The organism is Planococcus citreus, assembly GCF_003664125.1.
Classification (GTDB): Bacteria; Bacillota; Bacilli; order Bacillales_A; family Planococcaceae; genus Planococcus; species Planococcus citreus.
In genome coordinates this window covers 80773-95728 of record NZ_RCCP01000003.1, presented here as the reverse complement: position 1 = coordinate 95728, position 14956 = coordinate 80773, and the positions used below count along the sequence as shown (strand labels likewise).

Annotated in this window: 13 protein-coding genes and 1 riboswitch; of the genes, 2 read left to right on the top strand and 11 right to left on the bottom strand. The window is 46.8% G+C overall.

Going from position 1 to position 14956, the window contains the following annotated elements; genetic code table 11:
* Positions 1-55: 55 nt before the first annotated feature.
* The 3 genes from DFR62_RS10720 to DFR62_RS17370 all read right to left on the bottom strand — a co-directional run bounded on the left by DFR62_RS10720 (position 56) and on the right by DFR62_RS17370 (position 2031).
* Entirely contained in the window at positions 56-1060 is a 1005-nt protein-coding gene (locus DFR62_RS10720) for a sensor histidine kinase (RefSeq protein ID WP_121300372.1), read from the bottom strand.
* A gap of 2 nt (positions 1061-1062) precedes the next feature.
* Positions 1063-1746 carry a response regulator transcription factor gene (locus tag DFR62_RS10715; protein WP_121300371.1) on the bottom strand — a complete coding sequence of 228 codons (684 nt, stop codon included), beginning with the start codon at positions 1744-1746 and terminating at the stop codon, positions 1063-1065.
* Positions 1747-1863: 117 nt separating this feature from the next.
* Positions 1864-2031, bottom strand: coding sequence for a hypothetical protein (locus DFR62_RS17370; protein WP_158290798.1), 168 nt, complete (start codon positions 2029-2031; stop codon positions 1864-1866).
* Positions 2032-2179: 148 nt separating this feature from the next.
* Positions 2180-2279, top strand: a riboswitch (purine riboswitch).
* A gap of 298 nt (positions 2280-2577) precedes the next feature.
* Between DFR62_RS17370 and DFR62_RS10710 the strand changes: the two genes are divergently transcribed.
* Positions 2578-3780, top strand: coding sequence for an MFS transporter (locus DFR62_RS10710; protein WP_121300370.1), 1203 nt, complete (start codon positions 2578-2580; stop codon positions 3778-3780).
* An 81-nt stretch (positions 3781-3861) separates the two neighbouring features.
* Here DFR62_RS10710 and DFR62_RS10705 read toward each other — a convergent pair whose 3' ends face one another.
* Together DFR62_RS10705 and DFR62_RS10700 are read right to left on the bottom strand one after the other, a co-directional pair.
* Entirely contained in the window at positions 3862-5220 is a 1359-nt protein-coding gene (locus DFR62_RS10705) for an aspartate aminotransferase family protein (RefSeq protein ID WP_121300369.1), read from the bottom strand.
* 21 nt (positions 5221-5241) lie between these two features.
* Positions 5242-6708 (bottom strand): CoA-acylating methylmalonate-semialdehyde dehydrogenase, encoded by a 1467-nt coding sequence (locus DFR62_RS10700; protein WP_121300368.1) that lies wholly within the window; start codon positions 6706-6708, stop codon positions 5242-5244.
* 148 nt (positions 6709-6856) lie between these two features.
* Between DFR62_RS10700 and DFR62_RS10695 the strand changes: the two genes are divergently transcribed.
* Positions 6857-8473: a PucR family transcriptional regulator gene (locus tag DFR62_RS10695; RefSeq protein WP_121300367.1), complete on the top strand. Its 1617-nt coding sequence runs from the start codon at positions 6857-6859 to the stop codon at positions 8471-8473.
* Positions 8474-8507: 34 nt separating this feature from the next.
* On the opposite strand, the gene DFR62_RS10690 is transcribed toward DFR62_RS10695, so the two are convergent.
* The 6 genes from DFR62_RS10690 to DFR62_RS10665 are packed head-to-tail and all read right to left on the bottom strand — an operon-like array spanning position 8508 to position 14794.
* Positions 8508-9983 carry an aldehyde dehydrogenase family protein gene (locus DFR62_RS10690; RefSeq protein WP_241663085.1) on the bottom strand — a complete coding sequence of 492 codons (1476 nt, stop codon included), beginning with the start codon at positions 9981-9983 and terminating at the stop codon, positions 8508-8510.
* On the bottom strand, positions 9980-10726 hold the full coding sequence (locus DFR62_RS10685) for an SDR family NAD(P)-dependent oxidoreductase (RefSeq protein WP_121300366.1): 747 nt from the start codon (positions 10724-10726) through the stop codon (positions 9980-9982). Before DFR62_RS10685 ends, DFR62_RS10690 begins: the two co-directional genes overlap by 4 nt.
* A 13-nt stretch (positions 10727-10739) precedes the next feature.
* A complete protein-coding gene (locus tag DFR62_RS10680; protein WP_121300365.1) occupies positions 10740-11813 on the bottom strand; it encodes an isocitrate/isopropylmalate dehydrogenase family protein in 1074 nt (357 codons plus the stop codon).
* A 5-nt stretch (positions 11814-11818) separates the two neighbouring features.
* The gene (locus tag DFR62_RS10675; protein WP_121300364.1) at positions 11819-13045 is read right to left on the bottom strand and encodes a M20 family metallopeptidase; all 1227 of its coding nucleotides are present in this window, start codon (positions 13043-13045) and stop codon (positions 11819-11821) included.
* Positions 13023-14516 carry a sodium/pantothenate symporter gene (gene panF, locus DFR62_RS10670; RefSeq protein ID WP_121300363.1) on the bottom strand — a complete coding sequence of 498 codons (1494 nt, stop codon included), beginning with the start codon at positions 14514-14516 and terminating at the stop codon, positions 13023-13025. The genes DFR62_RS10675 and panF overlap by 23 nt, the downstream gene beginning before the upstream one ends.
* Positions 14513-14794, bottom strand: coding sequence for a YhdT family protein (locus tag DFR62_RS10665; protein WP_404467088.1), 282 nt, complete (start codon positions 14792-14794; stop codon positions 14513-14515). The genes panF and DFR62_RS10665 overlap by 4 nt, the downstream gene beginning before the upstream one ends.
* Positions 14795-14956 lie beyond the last annotated feature (162 nt).

Below are 14956 nucleotides of genomic sequence, written 5' to 3'. Positions count from 1 at the left end.
GAAATTCCACGGATGCGGAGTTTCTGTTTTTTCATTCCACAGAAAAAAGCAGGCGCTAAATCACCTGCTTGTAGAATTTGATATGGAAGCGGGTGCCTTCATTCGGCGTGCTTGCGACTTCGATGTCGCCGCTTTGGCTGGTGACGATGCTATAGGCCATCGCGAGGCCGATGCCGACCGAGTCATCGCCGGCGTTTTCGCCTTTATAGAAGCGTTTGAAAATGTACGGCAAATCTTTTTTAGAAATGCCGCTGCCGTTGTCTTCGATGCGAACACCAGTGTACAGTGCGTTTTCGCTATAGCGAATGGTGAGCTTGCCACCTTCCCCGGTATGTTCGACGCAGTTCTTCAAAATATTGATGAGTGCTTCTGTCGTCCAGTTGAGGTCGCCCGTAAATGCCGCTTCCCGATCTCCTTCGATCTCGAGCTCCTGCATTTTGATGTCCATCGGGATAAGCAGCGGTTCGACCGCTTTTTCGATGAGTGCCCAAACCGGGATGCGGTCTCTTTTGAAATGAATCGTGCCGGCATCGATCTTCGATAGTTTCAATAGTGACGACACGAGCCAGTCCATGCGCTCGAGTTGGACGTGGAGGTTGCGGATGAATTCGCTACGTTTCGCGTCATCCAACTCGTTGTCGCGCAACAGATCCGCCATGACCATCATCGAGGTGAGCGGCGTTTTTAATTGATGGGAAATATCCGAAATGGCGTTCGTCAGCTTGCCTTTGTCTTCAGTCAGAAGCGCGCCGTGTTCCGACAGCATTTTCGTCACTTTGTAGATTTGTGTTTTCAAGAGGCTCAGCTCGCCTTCGCGGTTGTCGCGCACATCGAGCTGAAAATCGCCGCTGCTGATTTGCTGGAGGAAACCGGACAAGCGCTCGATTTCCCTATAGCGCCACCAAGTGAAAATGAGTGCTGTTGCGCTGAGCAGTAGCGATACGCCGAGCACGAACCACGCCGCGGAATAAGAAATGAAAATGGCAGAGAGAATCGTGCCAAGTGTGCTGATTGTGATAAGTACAACCAGCAGCCAGCGGATTTCACGATTGCGGAGCATCCTTACTCACCCGCCTTATAGCCCATGCCGCGGACTGTTTTGATGAGTTCTGGGCTTGCAGGATCGTCTTCCAGTTTTTCACGCAGCCGTTTGATGTAGACCGTCAGCGTATTGTCGTTGACGAAATCGCCGCCGACGTCCCAGATGCGGTCGAGCAATTGCGCACGCGTCAGCACTTGGCCGAGGTGATTCGCAAAAATGAGCAGCAAGCGATATTCGAGCGCAGTGAGGAGAACTTCATTGCCCGCTTTATGGACTTTGCCGTCCGATGTGTTGATGTGCACATCGCCCAGTTCAACGATGGTTTTCGGCTGCGCATTGCGCTGGTAGCGACGCAGCACCGAATTGATGCGCGACAGGAGTTCACGCACACGAAACGGTTTGGTGATGTAATCGTCCGCTCCCATATCGAGCCCCATGACGACATTCACTTCATCGTCGAACGCCGTCAGGAAAATGACCGGAATGTCGCTTTTCTTTTTCACAAGCGCGCATAGGTCATAGCCGCTGCCATCTGGCAAGGACAAATCGAAGAGGCATAAATCGATTGCCGAGAGCTGCCCTTCGATTGCTGCGGTGGCGTCTTTTGCCGTGTGGCATAACACCGTGGTGAAGCCTTCTTGTTCGAGAGAATATGTCAGGCCGGAAGCGATCGTCCGGTCGTCTTCGACTACGAGTATGTTCATCTGTATTCCCCTATCCGTTTTGAAATGAAAAAAGCCGGTATCGGTAGATTTGTTATCATCTACGATACAGGCTTTCGCTGAAAGTGACTAGCTATTGGCTGGAAATAGTGGAAAATCTTAAGAATTGCCTTTTGACTTTTTCGCTTTTTTATCGGCGTTTTCAGAGCTGTAGATAATGCCAAGCGCCATGAACGCGATGCCGAGCGCAGGCGACATATCGCCCGTGAAACTTAAAATCAAAAAGATGAACCCGAGCATGAGAAAGACGTGCCCTGTCGATTTCATCGTCTCCACCCTTTCTTATTTTGCCGTATTTTCCATTGTAATGAAGTATACGGCTGTTCCTTGAAAAGGTTTCGACTTATCAAGAGGTCTGACGTCCGTTGTATATTCTCTTGCATAAACCCTGTTTATATAGTAAGCTGTTCAAAGTGAATAACCCCCATAATCTATCTGTATAACCTTAAGAATACGGCTTAAGGGTCTCTACCAGGAACCGAAAAATCCTGATTACAGAAAGCGATCTTTCGTTTTCTGTAATCAGGATTTTTTTATTTTCTGACGATACTTCTACAAGTTGAGCTTACAAAGCCTAGAAATGAGAAGAACGCTTAGTTTACAAGCAAAGATATGGAGCAAAACGGCGCAGACTCCTGGGGGACCAGCGAAGTGCTGAAATCCATTCGGGCATATAGCCCGAATTAGTTCAGCGCGAGCCCCCCGGAAAGCCAGCTGTTTTGCGGAATATCTGGTGAATGTAATAGTAATGTAACTTATCCATTAAAGGGTGCCAAACAGTAAAACTTGTATATATGAAAGGAAGCGTATGTTATGAATTTGAAAGTTTATATTTTAGCCTTGGCCACCGTGGCTGTCGGGCTTGTCGAACTGATCGTCGGCGGCATCTTGCCGACCATTGCCGAAGAGTTCGATGTGTCGGTGAGCGCTGCCGGTCAATTGATCACTTTGTTCGCTTTGATTTACGCGGTCGCCGGACCGGTGTTGCTGATTGCAACCAGTCGCTTCGAGCGCAAGAAAGTGTATTTGATTTCCATGTTCATCTTTTTCCTCGGAAACATCATGACTTTCTTCAGCCCGGACTTCACGTGGATGGTCATTGCCCGCGTTATCACCGCGGCGAGTACGGCGCTCATCGTTGTCTTATCACTGACGATTGCCGCGAAAATCGTTGAGCCGCCTTACCGCGCGAAAGCGATCGGCCTGATCTTTATGGGGATCAGCTCGTCGCTCGTGCTCGGCGTTCCGCTTGGCATTTTGATTGCCGATGCATTTGGCTGGCGCGTCATTTTCCTTGCGATCGCAGCACTTTCACTCGGTTCGATGGCCTTGATCGCGCTTTACATCCAGCCGATTCCTGGAGGCACGGCGATTCCGCTTAAACAGCAATTAAAAGCGGTCGCGAGTGCGAAAATCGGCACCGCCCACCTCGCGACGCTGTTCATGCTCGCCGGGCATTACACCGTTTATGCGTACTTCACGCCGTTTTTGGAAACGACCATGCAACTTAGCCCGTTCTGGGTCAGCGCTTGTTATTTGATTTTCGGCATCGCGGCAGTGAGTGGTGGCGCGATAGGCGGCACCTTGTCCGATTCAATCGGTTCGAAAAAGAGCATCTTGATCGTCATCTCGGCGTTCGCCGTCAGCTTGTTCGTTCTTCCGTTCACGACTTTCTCGCTCGTCATCTTCTTGCCGGTAATGGTCATTTGGGCGGCGCTCAGCTGGGCACTTGCCCCACCGCAACAAAGCTATTTGATCGAAACCGATCCGGCCACATCCGACATTCAGCAGAGCTTCAATAACTCGGCGCTGCAAGTCGGCATCGCGCTCGGATCTGCAGTCGGCGGCCTCACCTTGACGCAAACCGGCTCAGTCACCAGCACTGCTTGGGTCGGCGCGGTTATTGTACTCGTTGCGCTTGGCTGTGCGGTATTCTCGATTACGCGTCCGAAAATCGAACGCAACGTGAAACCGCAGAAAAGCCCGAACTATAGCCAAAACGCTGAACAACATTAATAACATGAGTTAACAGATGAAAGCCCACCAGGAAATCAATCGATTTCCTGGTGGGCTTTTTTGTGCCAAACTTTATTCGACTCATTCATTTTCTTTGAACACTTTTTGAAGAACCGCCACGATAAATTCAAAGTCTTCATCTGTAGACGATAACGGCGGGCTGATTGTCAGTACATTATTGAATCCAGCCACCGTGTCCCCGTTTTTCCCAATGATCAGGCCGTGTTCTTTGCAGCCGTTTATAATCTTGGCTACGCGTTCAGCTGTTGCCGGTTCTTTTGTTTCTTTATTTTCCACCAGTTCAATGCCCAGCAGAAACCCTAAGCCACGCACATCACCCACGTACGGATGGTCTGTTAAATTCGCCAACTCTTTCAACAAGCGCTCCCCGAGTTCACTGGAACGTTCTATCAGGCTCTCGCGTTCAATGATTTCAATGTTTTTCAGCGCGACGGCACAAGCTGCGGGATTGCCCCCAAATGTATTGATGTGCCGGAAGTGGCTGTTTTCTTCCTCGGTATCGAATTGGTCGTAGATGTCTTTGCGGATTGCCGTAACGGAAAGCGGCAAATACGCACTGGTCATTCCTTTTGCCATTGTGATGATGTCGGGCTTGATGTTGAAATGTTGATGGCCAAAAGCTTTCCCGGTCCTTCCAAACCCACAGATCACTTCATCTATGATGAGCAGAACCCCGTGCCGTTTGCAGATTTCCTGTACTTTCTTGACATAGACCGGATGCGGGATCAAAATGCCGCCTCCTGTAATGAGCGGCTCCATGATGATACCCGCGATGGTCTCCTTTTGTTCCCAAATAATCTTCTCTTCAAATTCCTGGGCACGCTGAAGGTTATAATCTTCAACCGATTGCCCTGGAGGCCGCCTGTAATTGTCAGGTGGGGCGACGTGCAAAAAGCCTGGCGACAGGGGTTCGTATTTATACTTGCGTAACGCTTGGCCTGTTGCCGATAAAGCGCCCATGGAACTTCCGTGATATGCACGGTAGCGGGAAATGAATTTAAAGCGTGAAGGTTCTCCGTTTTGCTGATGATATTGCCTCACCAGCTTGAACGCTACTTCGTTTGCATCGGAACCGCTATTGGAATAGAAGATTTTATACTCTCCGCCCAGCAACTCATTCAGTTTCTCAGCGAGAAGAATGGCTGGTTCGTGGCTTTGCGTCATCGGGACATACGCCAGCTTTTTCATTTGTTCTGCCGCTGCATCAGCCAACTCCGTCCGTCCATATCCGACATTGACACACCAAAGACCCGACATCCCATCCAGGTAACGATTGCCTTCGTGGTCAGTAATCCACGCGCCCGCTCCCTTTTCCACGACCATTGGGCGCTTTTTTTCATTATATGAGGAGATTTGATGCCATAGGTTTTCCTTGTCTTTTTCCGCTAAAGTGAGTGCCTTTTCTTTTGCTGACTTCATTGCACGTGCCTCCCTTTTCATTTAGAACGCATGACGGGCTGTTACCATCTTTTTGCGGGTGTAAAATTCAATCCCATCGCGTCCATTTGCATGCAAATCTCCATAAAATGATTTTTTATAGCCCGAGAAAGGAAAGAAAGCCATTGGGGCAGGGACACCTAAATTGACTCCGAGCATTCCGGCATCTATCTCTTCCCTGAACTTGCGGATTGCTTTTGCGCTATCAGTGAATAAGCATGCGCCGTTCGCAAAATCGGATTGATTGGTTAACTCGATGGCTTCATCCAAGGTTTCCACTCGTACAATCGAAAGAACCGGGGCAAAAATTTCTTCTTTCCAAATCTTCATGTTTTCTGTAACTTCATCAAAGATGGTCGGTCCGACAAAATAGCCGCCTTCAGGACTTTGGTCTCCTCGGCCGTCCCGCAGTAAAGTCGCCCCTTCTTCAATACCTGATTCAATATAAGCATGCGTTTTCTTTTTATGGGAATCGCGGATCACCGGACCTAGGAAAACATCTTGATCGAGTCCATTGCCTATCGTCATTTGATCAGCTTCTGCTACTAGCCTTTTCGACAGTTCATCCGCGGCATCTCCTACAGCGACCACGACTGCACAAGCCATGCAGCGCTCTCCAGCAGAACCGAAGGAAGCGTTGATGACATTCGTAATCGTCAAATCCATATCTGCATCCGGCATGACAATTGTATGGTTCTTCGCTCCCGCCAGTGCTTGGACCCGTTTGCCATGAGAGGTACCTGTTTTATAGACATACTCAGCGACCGGCTGGGAGCCAACGAACGAAACGGCTGGAATATCGGGGTGGCTTAAAATGCCATTAACAATATCATGTGCACCATGGACGATATTGAAAACACCATCTGGCAATCCGGCTTCTTGAAACAGTTCTGCCAGGCGGTTGGCAAGTAAAGGCGTCCGTTCAGAAGGCTTTAGGATGAATGTGTTTCCGCTGGCAATTGCCAATGGGAACATCCAGCATGGCACCATCATCGGAAAATTGAACGGCGTGATGCCCCCTACTACACCGATCGGATATCGGTACATGCCTGATTCTACATTGGTTGCAATGTCCGGCAATTGCTGCCCCATCATTAAAGTCGGTGCTCCTGCAGCGAACTCGACACATTCGATGCCCCGCTGCACTTCTCCGTAAGCTTCATTGAAGTTTTTGCCGTTTTCTTTCGTAATTATCGTCGCCAGCTCATCCCAGTGATCCACGAGCAACTGCTGATATTTGAACATGATCCGCGCCCGTTGCGGCACCGGTGTTTTTTTCCACGTAGAGAAAGCTTCTTTAGCTGAAGCGACCGCAGTTTCCAAATCCTCAAAAGTCGAAATGGGCACTTCTGCTAACAATTCACCTGTTGCCGGATTTGGCACTTCTTCATATTCGTCTGTATTTGATTTTACCCATTGTCCACCGATGAAGTTCATCAAAGTTTTCTTTTCTGTATCTACTGTAGTCATCTTTACTTCCTCCTGTCTCATGCGTATTGTCTTTTGCCACGTAATTCTTTAAACTACTTAGTGTACTTTACAAATAATTCTGTCTACTTTCAATTAACATTTTGTCAAACGCACGTACGGAAAATTTTACTTTATGGAGGCCAACATAATGGAGAAATTAACGTTAACAATCCGGCATGTGCTGGAAAGAAAATCTTTTCAAGGTGCACGGTTAATTGCTGGCCACGAGGGCTTGGACCGGGAAGTGAAGTGGTCCCACGTCCTTGAAGTGCAGGATTTAGATTCTCTGATTAACGGGGGTGAACTCATTTTAACCACAGGTGTGGGCCTTCAGCTTGACCTAATGACTCAATTTCATTACGTAAAAAAATTGATCGATCGCCATGTCTCTTGTTTGTGCATTGAAATTGGCCCCTATTTCGAAGAAATCCCTGAGGAAATCATCAAGTTGGCGGATTTTCACGCATTTCCGATTATCATCTTCGAAAAGAAAGTCCGGTTTGTTGATATCACACAGGATTTACATACATATATCATCAATCAACATCATCAAATGCTTTCGCAATTGGATACTATGTCCCGAAAATTTAACTCATTGTCCTTAACGCATAATGGAATCCTGAAAATTCTTCAAGAATTGAATCATTTCTTCAAGCAAAGTGCTATTTTTATAACCGAAAAACCAAAACTCTATTATTATCCTTCTGAAAGCAAAGTGTGGGAAACCCAAATACGCCTTTTATTGGAACAGTCCTCAGGCCATTACGCAGAGCCAAATTCTCTTGCCGTGGGTGGGCAATCGTTCGCGATACTCCCGGTAGAGGGCCTTGGCCAAGTTCTCGGACATCTGTGTCTTCAAAGAAGCCAGGCAGTTCCAGAAGATTTTGCCTTCCTCATCCTTGACCGCGCGGCACTCGCTATTGCCCAAATTCTGTTGAGGGATCGGACCATCGAGGAGCGTAAACAAAACAACGAAGATGACTTTGTTCGCAACCTGATCAATGGACGTCCTGTAGATGATGAAGACCTGCAAACCTTTGTTCCAGTCCCAAGTAAGAATATGTATTACCGGATTTTCCATATTCAACTAGCTATCTCTGAAAAGAACCTCCACCCGAGCGATTGGGAAGAAATCAAACTTCAGCGTTTGATGAGCATCCGGACCCTGCTGAAGCGCTGTGGCTTTTTTCCTGCTCTTTCCTGCAGCAAGAACAGCATTACCGCAATTGCTTGTTTTTTGGCAGACAATCGGGTGAAGGAAGAGAAAAGCAGGTCACTTCAAGCAATTGAGCAAATCCGGGAAATGAATGGCAGCAATTATATCGATGGCCAGTTATGCCAATTCGGCATCAGTTCGGTATACCAGGCGTTCTCTCAAGCCAATAAAGCTTATGCCGAAGCATTGAAAGTCGAGGAAATGTGTCAAAAAGGAGTAGCGGAATCGCCTTTTTATGAAAACCTTGGACTCTATAAAATATTATTGGAAATTAAGGACCCTGATTTTTTAAGAACATATGCCGACAGTTATTTAGCTCCGATTTTTGAATACGATAATAAAATGGACAGCAATTTATTTGAAACCTTAGCCGTTTACCTTGAATCCAATGGTTCTAAAAAAGATACTGCCGAACGCCTATTTATTGTTCGGCAGACACTTTACCACCGACTCGAAAAGTTGGAAATGATTCTTGGAGCGGATTTCATGGCACCAGCGAACCGCTTAGCTCTTGAAAGTGCAGTGAAAGCCTATCGGATTTTGCTATAATCCGTACCAAATCGTCCGCTTGAGAATTCATCTTCTAATTTCCATACTTCACGGCTATATTTTTGATTTCCAAGTAATTACGGAGCGCGACGAAGCCTTTTTCCCGTCCGATTCCGCTTTTTTTGTAACCGCCAAATGGCATTTGAATGCCACCCGCCGCTCCGTAATTATTGATAAATACTTGTCCAGCCTTTACTTTCGCAGCGACAGTGTGAGCAACGTCTATGTCTTTTGTCCAAACTCCAGCAACGAGTCCGTAATCCGTACTGTTAGCTAAATTGATTGCTTCTTCAGCTGACTTAAAAGTGAAAACAGACAGTACGGGGCCGAAAATTTCCTCTTGTGCCACAGAACAATGCGGCTCTAAACCATCGATGATCGTCGGTTCAATATAGAATCCACCTTTTCCACCCTCAGGATTGACTGCACGTCCCCCGGCAATGATCTTTCCTTGCTGTTTCGCTTCATCGATGCGTGCCATTATTTGCTTAAATTGTTTTTCATTTAAAATCGGTCCAATATCGGTATCTCTTTCACCCGGGCCTACTTGAAGCGATTCGAATTTTTGGCGTAGCCTGTCTAAGAACTCTGCTTTGCAGCTTTCTTCAATCAATAGTCTTGAGCCAGCCGAGCAAGTCTGCCCGGCATTTTGTATGATTGCCCGCGTAACCCCTTCGACTGCTTTGTTCCAATCAGCGTCAGCGAAGACAATGTTCGGTGATTTGCCCCCCAGTTCCAATGTTGATTGAACCACATTTTCTGCAGCTGCTTTCATGACTGAGATACCGGTTTGAACCGATCCAGTGAACGTTACATGGTTTATGCCTGGATGCGCTACAAGAGGCGCTCCGACTTCCTGCCCTAACCCTGTAAGATGCTGAAAAATTCCCCTCGGCAGTTCACTAGCAGCAAACCATTCTGCAAGCGCATGGGCAGATAAAGGTGTATCTTCAGCGCTTTTTACGATGACGGCATTTCCGGTGGCAAGAGCTGCACCCACACTTCGCGCAATAATTTGCAGTGGATAATTCCATGGAACGATATGGACGGTGATGCCCACAGGTTCCAATACCGTGACATTTAAAAGCCCATTTTCTATCGGGATGGTTTCCCCTGCCACTTTATCAGCTGCGCCACCATAAAATTCGAAGTAACGCGCTGCCGCTTCTACATCTGCGTATGCTTGGCTCAAAGGCTTGCCAACGTCTTGGCATTCACGCGCTGCCCATTCATCGCGATGGTCACGGATATGCTGCGCCAAACGGACGAGCAATTGCCCGCGCTCGAACGGTTTAATATTTTGCCAGGCATCACTTTCAAATGCTGTCTGCGCGGCTTGAACTGCCCGTTCCACATCTTGTCCATTGCCCCTTACAATTTCCGCTAACTTATGCCCATTGGCTGGGGCATAAACAGAATAGACATCTTCACGCTCTTCTCCGATCCATTGTCCATCTATTAAGAGTGGAATCCGTTGAACTTTTTCGGAATTCATCTCCTCTTTACTCATAAGCCTCTACCTCCATCCACATGAAGGACTGCTCCGGTCACCATCGCCGCTCTATCTGATATTAGATAGGAAATTGATTCTGCAATGTCACTAGGGGCCACGAGCCTCCCCATTGGCACACTATCGGCGAAAATTTGTTTTTTTGTTGTTTCCACATCCGCTCCCGATGCAGCAAACTGTCCGAGCATGCCCGTGTCTGTCGGGCCGGGATGTACCGTGTTCACCCGGATTCCATGCGGTGCAAGTTCGATCGCCAATGCGCGTGAAAAACTTTCTGCTGCTCCTTTTGAAGCGATATATGCCTGAAGGCCGGGTCTTGGACGGACGGCTGAAATAGAAGCAATCGTTATAATGGATCCTTGATTTTGCTTTTTCATATACTTGGCTGCCTCTTTAGAAGTAAGAAACAAGCTCGTGACGTTAACGTTCATCAACTTATGCCAAAGCTCTAGGGAAACGTCTTCTATTGGAGATGCAGACTGAGCCATTCCGATGGCGTTCACTAGACCGTCTATTTTTCCAGATTGTTTATGAGCTTCCGCAAAAGCACCTGCTACCGCTTCTTCATCCAAAATATCAACGGCCACAGCCGTGAATTGTGAATGATCCTGGTCTTTCATCGATTCTTCTTTCAAGTCCATCCCAATCACACGTGCACCTTCCGCTAATAGCTTTTCGCTGATAGCTTTTCCCATCCCGCCACCAGCACCGGTGACGACCACTACTTTTTCACTCAATTCCATTTCCACACGCCCTTTATGTGTATTGTGCGTTCAATTTTTCGATAATGGCTGTGCCCATTTCCTCTGTTGTCGCTTGCCCGCCGATATCTTTTGTCAATACACGGTTCTCTTCCAGCACTGCCTGTATCGCGTTAATCACTTTGCCTGCAACTTCTGTTTCTCCTATATGCTCTAGCAGTAAAGCAGCTGACCAAATCTGAGCTATCGGATTAGCGATTCCCAACCCTGCTATATCCGGAGCAGAGCCATGGACTGGTTCGAACATGGATGGATAGTCTTTTTCAGGATTGATATTCCCTGAAGGCGATAAGCCCAGGCCACCGACTATCCCTGACCCGAGATCTGATAAAATATCACCGAATAGATTAGAAGCGAGCACCACTTCAAAGCTTTTCGGACGCTGGACGAAATAAGCAGCCAAAGCATCGATATAATACGACTCTAATTCCAGTTCCGGAAATTCCTCGCGCATGACGCGCTCTACACATTCGTCCCATAATGTGTTCGTATGAATGATCGCATTCGATTTTGTAGCACTCGTCACTTTGCACTTCCCATGTTTTCTGGCATACTCTCCGGCTGCACGAGTGATTCGCTCAATTCCTTTACGGGTCATGATTGTATTTTGAATCGCCATTTCCGATGACTCCCCTTTAAACATTCGGCCACCGCTATTCGAATATTCCCCTTCGGCATTTTCCCTGAAGATCGAAAAATTAATTCCTGTTTTGTCTTCCAGCGGAGAAGCGATATTCGGCAATGATTGAACTGGCCGGTAATTGATATACTGGCGGAATTCCTTGCGGATCGGCATGATCAACTCCCAGATGGTCACTTCATCTTTAACTCGAGCGTCTCCAATGGCCCCAAACAAAATGGCATCTTGCGGCATCAGAATGTCCCGCCAATTCTCGGGCATCATGCGTCCGTGCTCCAAGTAATAATCCGAACTCCAATCCAATTGTTCTAACTGAAATGAAATTTCTGGTTCCAACTGTTCCAGTTCGCGCAATATGCGCAATGCCTGCGCCATTACTTCTTTTCCGATACCGTCTCCTTCGATGATAGCAATTTTATATGACCCCATTCTGTTTACACCCGCCCATTCAAGAATCGAAGTGCGGCTTCTTTAAAGATGGCCGTAGTCTCAGCGAGTTCTTCAATGTCTACATATTCATTGAGTTGGTGAGGAATTTCACGATCTCCAGCACCAATGGTGACAATAGGGATGCCCTCCATGTGCAGGAAAGTTCCATCCGTCGCTCCTGGCACCCCGTTGTAAATAGGTTCCTTGCCGGTAATTTCCTCGACCGCGCCATAGATTGCCTTTACCACTGCATCTTCTTTAGCTGTTGCGGTGGGTGGGCGATTATCGAGTACCGTTAAATCGATCCGGCAATCCGAATCCTCCGCTTTCATATCGGAAACGATTCCTTCGATTGTTTGGAGCAATACGTCGTGATTTTGCTCCGGTACCGTGCGAATATCGAGCGTCAAGCGGCAATGGTCAGGGATGACATTAATCTGTGCATCTCCAGTTACAGGGGACTGGATAATCGTCGGGGTTATCGAAGGCCATCTTAGATAAGGGTCTTCCCCGAGGCGTTTTGTCTCAGCCTTTTCAAGTTTTTCTATTTCCGTAATGAAACGTGCCAAGCGCCAATTCGGATTGATGCCGCTCCAAGAGATTGCGCCGTGGGCCATTTTTCCGTGAAAATCAACTTGTAAACGAATGGCCCCACGTTGCGCGATGCATACATTATTTTCTTCCGGCTCACAGATAATGGCACCATCGACACCTTTTGCCCACCCTTGCTTTATGAAATGTTTGATACCAAGCATGAGGCCTTCTTCATCACAAGGAATACACAAGATGATTTTGCCGCTGAATTCTTCTTCATCTTGTAAAATCGAGTGGACCGCTGTAATCATACACGCCAGGTTTCCTTTCGTATCATTCGTGCCTCGGCCATACATTCGTCCTTCCACAATCTCCGCCCCGAATGGATCGTATTTCCAAGCATTTCGATCTCCTTCCGTCACGACATCCGTGTGCCCTTCAAACAACAATGTTTTTCCTGGCTTTCCAGAATCAATGATGCCGATTACATTCGGCCGTCCAGGAACGACTTCTTCTATATGTGTTTCAATTCCAATTTCCCTCAGATGATCAGCGACGTAATTCGCTACTTTCTCCTCGTTGCCTCCTTCTACACCTTCACCTCTATAAACACTCGGAATCTGTACCAGTTTCTGTGTCAAGTCAATTACGGCTTTACGATCCCTTGTATAAGAATCACTCTTCAGTCGCGTATTCATGTTTTAATTGCTCCTTTCTCGCTTGTTTAAAGCTATGTGCTTTTCGTTCAAATGCCAGGCTTCCTCCTACAAATGCTAAAAACGATAGAAGAACTGGCAACGCTACTGTATGAAGCCCGAACAAATTGCCATTCGCCTGATTATAGAAATGTAGACCGACATAGCTCGATATCCCCATAATCATCGAAGCAATGGCCCCATATTTATTGCTGTATTTCCAATAAAGCCCCATGACGATCGGCCAAATGAATGCAGCTTCCAAACCACCGAAAGCGAAAAGGTTCAAGAAGATCAACAGATCCGGCGGGTTCAGCGCCAACATATAAACGATAATTCCAAGAACTGCCGTTACTCCGAAGCTTGCCCGTTTAACGGTTTTCATGGATGCATCCGGTTTGATGTAGTTTAAATACACATCTTTTACTACAGTCGAACTGACCAAGATCAGCAACGAATCCACTGTCGACATAATGGCAGCCATTGGTGCAGCAAGCACAATCCCAGCTAGCCATGCCGGCAACACTTCCATCGAAATGAGTGGAATTACGGTATCTCCTACTTCAATACCTGGAAGGATCGGCCGTGCAAAGACCCCGATTAAATGCATATTGAGCATAATGATCCCTGTGACGATGGTTCCGATAATCAACGCGCGGTGCATAGAAACAGAGCTTTTATAAGACATAGAACGAACTGCAATTTGCGGCAAGCCAACCACTCCAACCCCGACTAAAATCCAGAAGGAAGATACATATGCTTTCGATAGATTTCCTTCATTCCCATACGGGGTGATTAGATTCGGGTTCTCGCTGACTAAATCTCCTATAATGTTAGGGATACCGCCTCCCGCAATGATTACAGCTACAAGAAGAACGAAGGTCCCTACTACCATAACGGCGCCTTGCACCGCATCTGTAACAGCTACTGCACGGAATCCACCGATTGTTACGTAGACTAATACTGAAATGGCAAATATGAACAATGCGGTATTATAAGAAATCCCTGTCAATGATTCGACAAGCCGGGCTCCTCCAATCCACTGGGCAGCCATTGCGGAAAATAAGAAGACAATAATCGCAAAAGCAGATAGTAAGACCACTGCTGTGCTTTGGTAACGCATCTTCAAAAAATCCACTAAAGTGATTGCGTTATAACGCCTTGCTAGAATGGCGAACTTCTTCCCTAGAATCATTAACACGAAATAGCCGGTCACTACCTGAGACATGGCCAAAAGAATCCATCCAAAGCCCATCGTATAAGCTGTACCTGGTCCTCCAAGAAAACTGGAAGCGCTTCCATAAGTTGCTACCATAGTCATCGCTAGAACAAATCCGCCTAGCTCTCTACCGCCAAGGAAGTAATCTTGAATAAAGCCATCGCCAGAAGCTGCTGTTTTTCGGCTAGACCAAATCCCGATAAAGAATATAATCACAAGAAATACTAGCATTGGAATTATTACCGGCCAATTCATACCTCATCCCCCTCTTCTGTAAACGGCACTTCCTTGAAGAAAAAGCGAACGACTAAAATAACTAATATGGCAATCGTGATGAACCCTACAATACAACTATAGAAGAACCAACTTGGTAGTCCGAAAACATACGTATATTCTTCTACCGGCCTTGATCCTAAACCATAAGCAAAACCAAACCACCAGATAAAATTGAAAATAGCTAATGCTATTCCGATTAATGCTTCCCGATTGGCAACCTTAAACCGCCAGTCTTCATTTTCTTCCATCCCCTTCATCTTTCTCCCCCCAGTCAAAATTTAAAATTAAAATTATAAAATAATTCTAACTTATTAAAAAAATATTATATTGGACATTATGTAAATAAAATGCGAGCTATTTCTCCCATAAAGTAAAAGATGGGCGATATACTTTCTCTTTTGACAAGTTATATAGATGAA

What these genes read in the sequence shown, in the direction of transcription:
- DFR62_RS10720 (WP_121300372.1), bottom strand. Translation starts at nt 1,060, where the DNA reads ATGCTCCGCAATCGTGAAATCCGCTGGCTGCTGGTTGTACTTATCACA.
- DFR62_RS10715 (WP_121300371.1), bottom strand. Translation starts at nt 1,746, where the DNA reads ATGAACATACTCGTAGTCGAAGACGACCGGACGATCGCTTCCGGCCTG.
- DFR62_RS17370 (WP_158290798.1), bottom strand. Translation starts at nt 2,031, where the DNA reads ATGAAATCGACAGGGCACGTCTTTCTCATGCTCGGGTTCATCTTTTTG.
- DFR62_RS10710 (WP_121300370.1), top strand. Translation starts at nt 2,578, where the DNA reads ATGAATTTGAAAGTTTATATTTTAGCCTTGGCCACCGTGGCTGTCGGG.
- DFR62_RS10705 (WP_121300369.1), bottom strand. Translation starts at nt 5,220, where the DNA reads ATGAAGTCAGCAAAAGAAAAGGCACTCACTTTAGCGGAAAAAGACAAG.
- DFR62_RS10700 (WP_121300368.1), bottom strand. Translation starts at nt 6,708, where the DNA reads ATGACTACAGTAGATACAGAAAAGAAAACTTTGATGAACTTCATCGGT.
- DFR62_RS10695 (WP_121300367.1), top strand. Translation starts at nt 6,857, where the DNA reads ATGGAGAAATTAACGTTAACAATCCGGCATGTGCTGGAAAGAAAATCT.
- DFR62_RS10690 (WP_241663085.1), bottom strand. Translation starts at nt 9,983, where the DNA reads ATGAGTAAAGAGGAGATGAATTCCGAAAAAGTTCAACGGATTCCACTC.
- DFR62_RS10685 (WP_121300366.1), bottom strand. Translation starts at nt 10,726, where the DNA reads ATGGAATTGAGTGAAAAAGTAGTGGTCGTCACCGGTGCTGGTGGCGGG.
- DFR62_RS10680 (WP_121300365.1), bottom strand. Translation starts at nt 11,813, where the DNA reads ATGGGGTCATATAAAATTGCTATCATCGAAGGAGACGGTATCGGAAAA.
- DFR62_RS10675 (WP_121300364.1), bottom strand. Translation starts at nt 13,045, where the DNA reads ATGAATACGCGACTGAAGAGTGATTCTTATACAAGGGATCGTAAAGCC.
- panF (WP_121300363.1), bottom strand. Translation starts at nt 14,516, where the DNA reads ATGAATTGGCCGGTAATAATTCCAATGCTAGTATTTCTTGTGATTATA.
- DFR62_RS10665 (WP_404467088.1), bottom strand. Translation starts at nt 14,794, where the DNA reads ATGAAGGGGATGGAAGAAAATGAAGACTGGCGGTTTAAGGTTGCCAAT.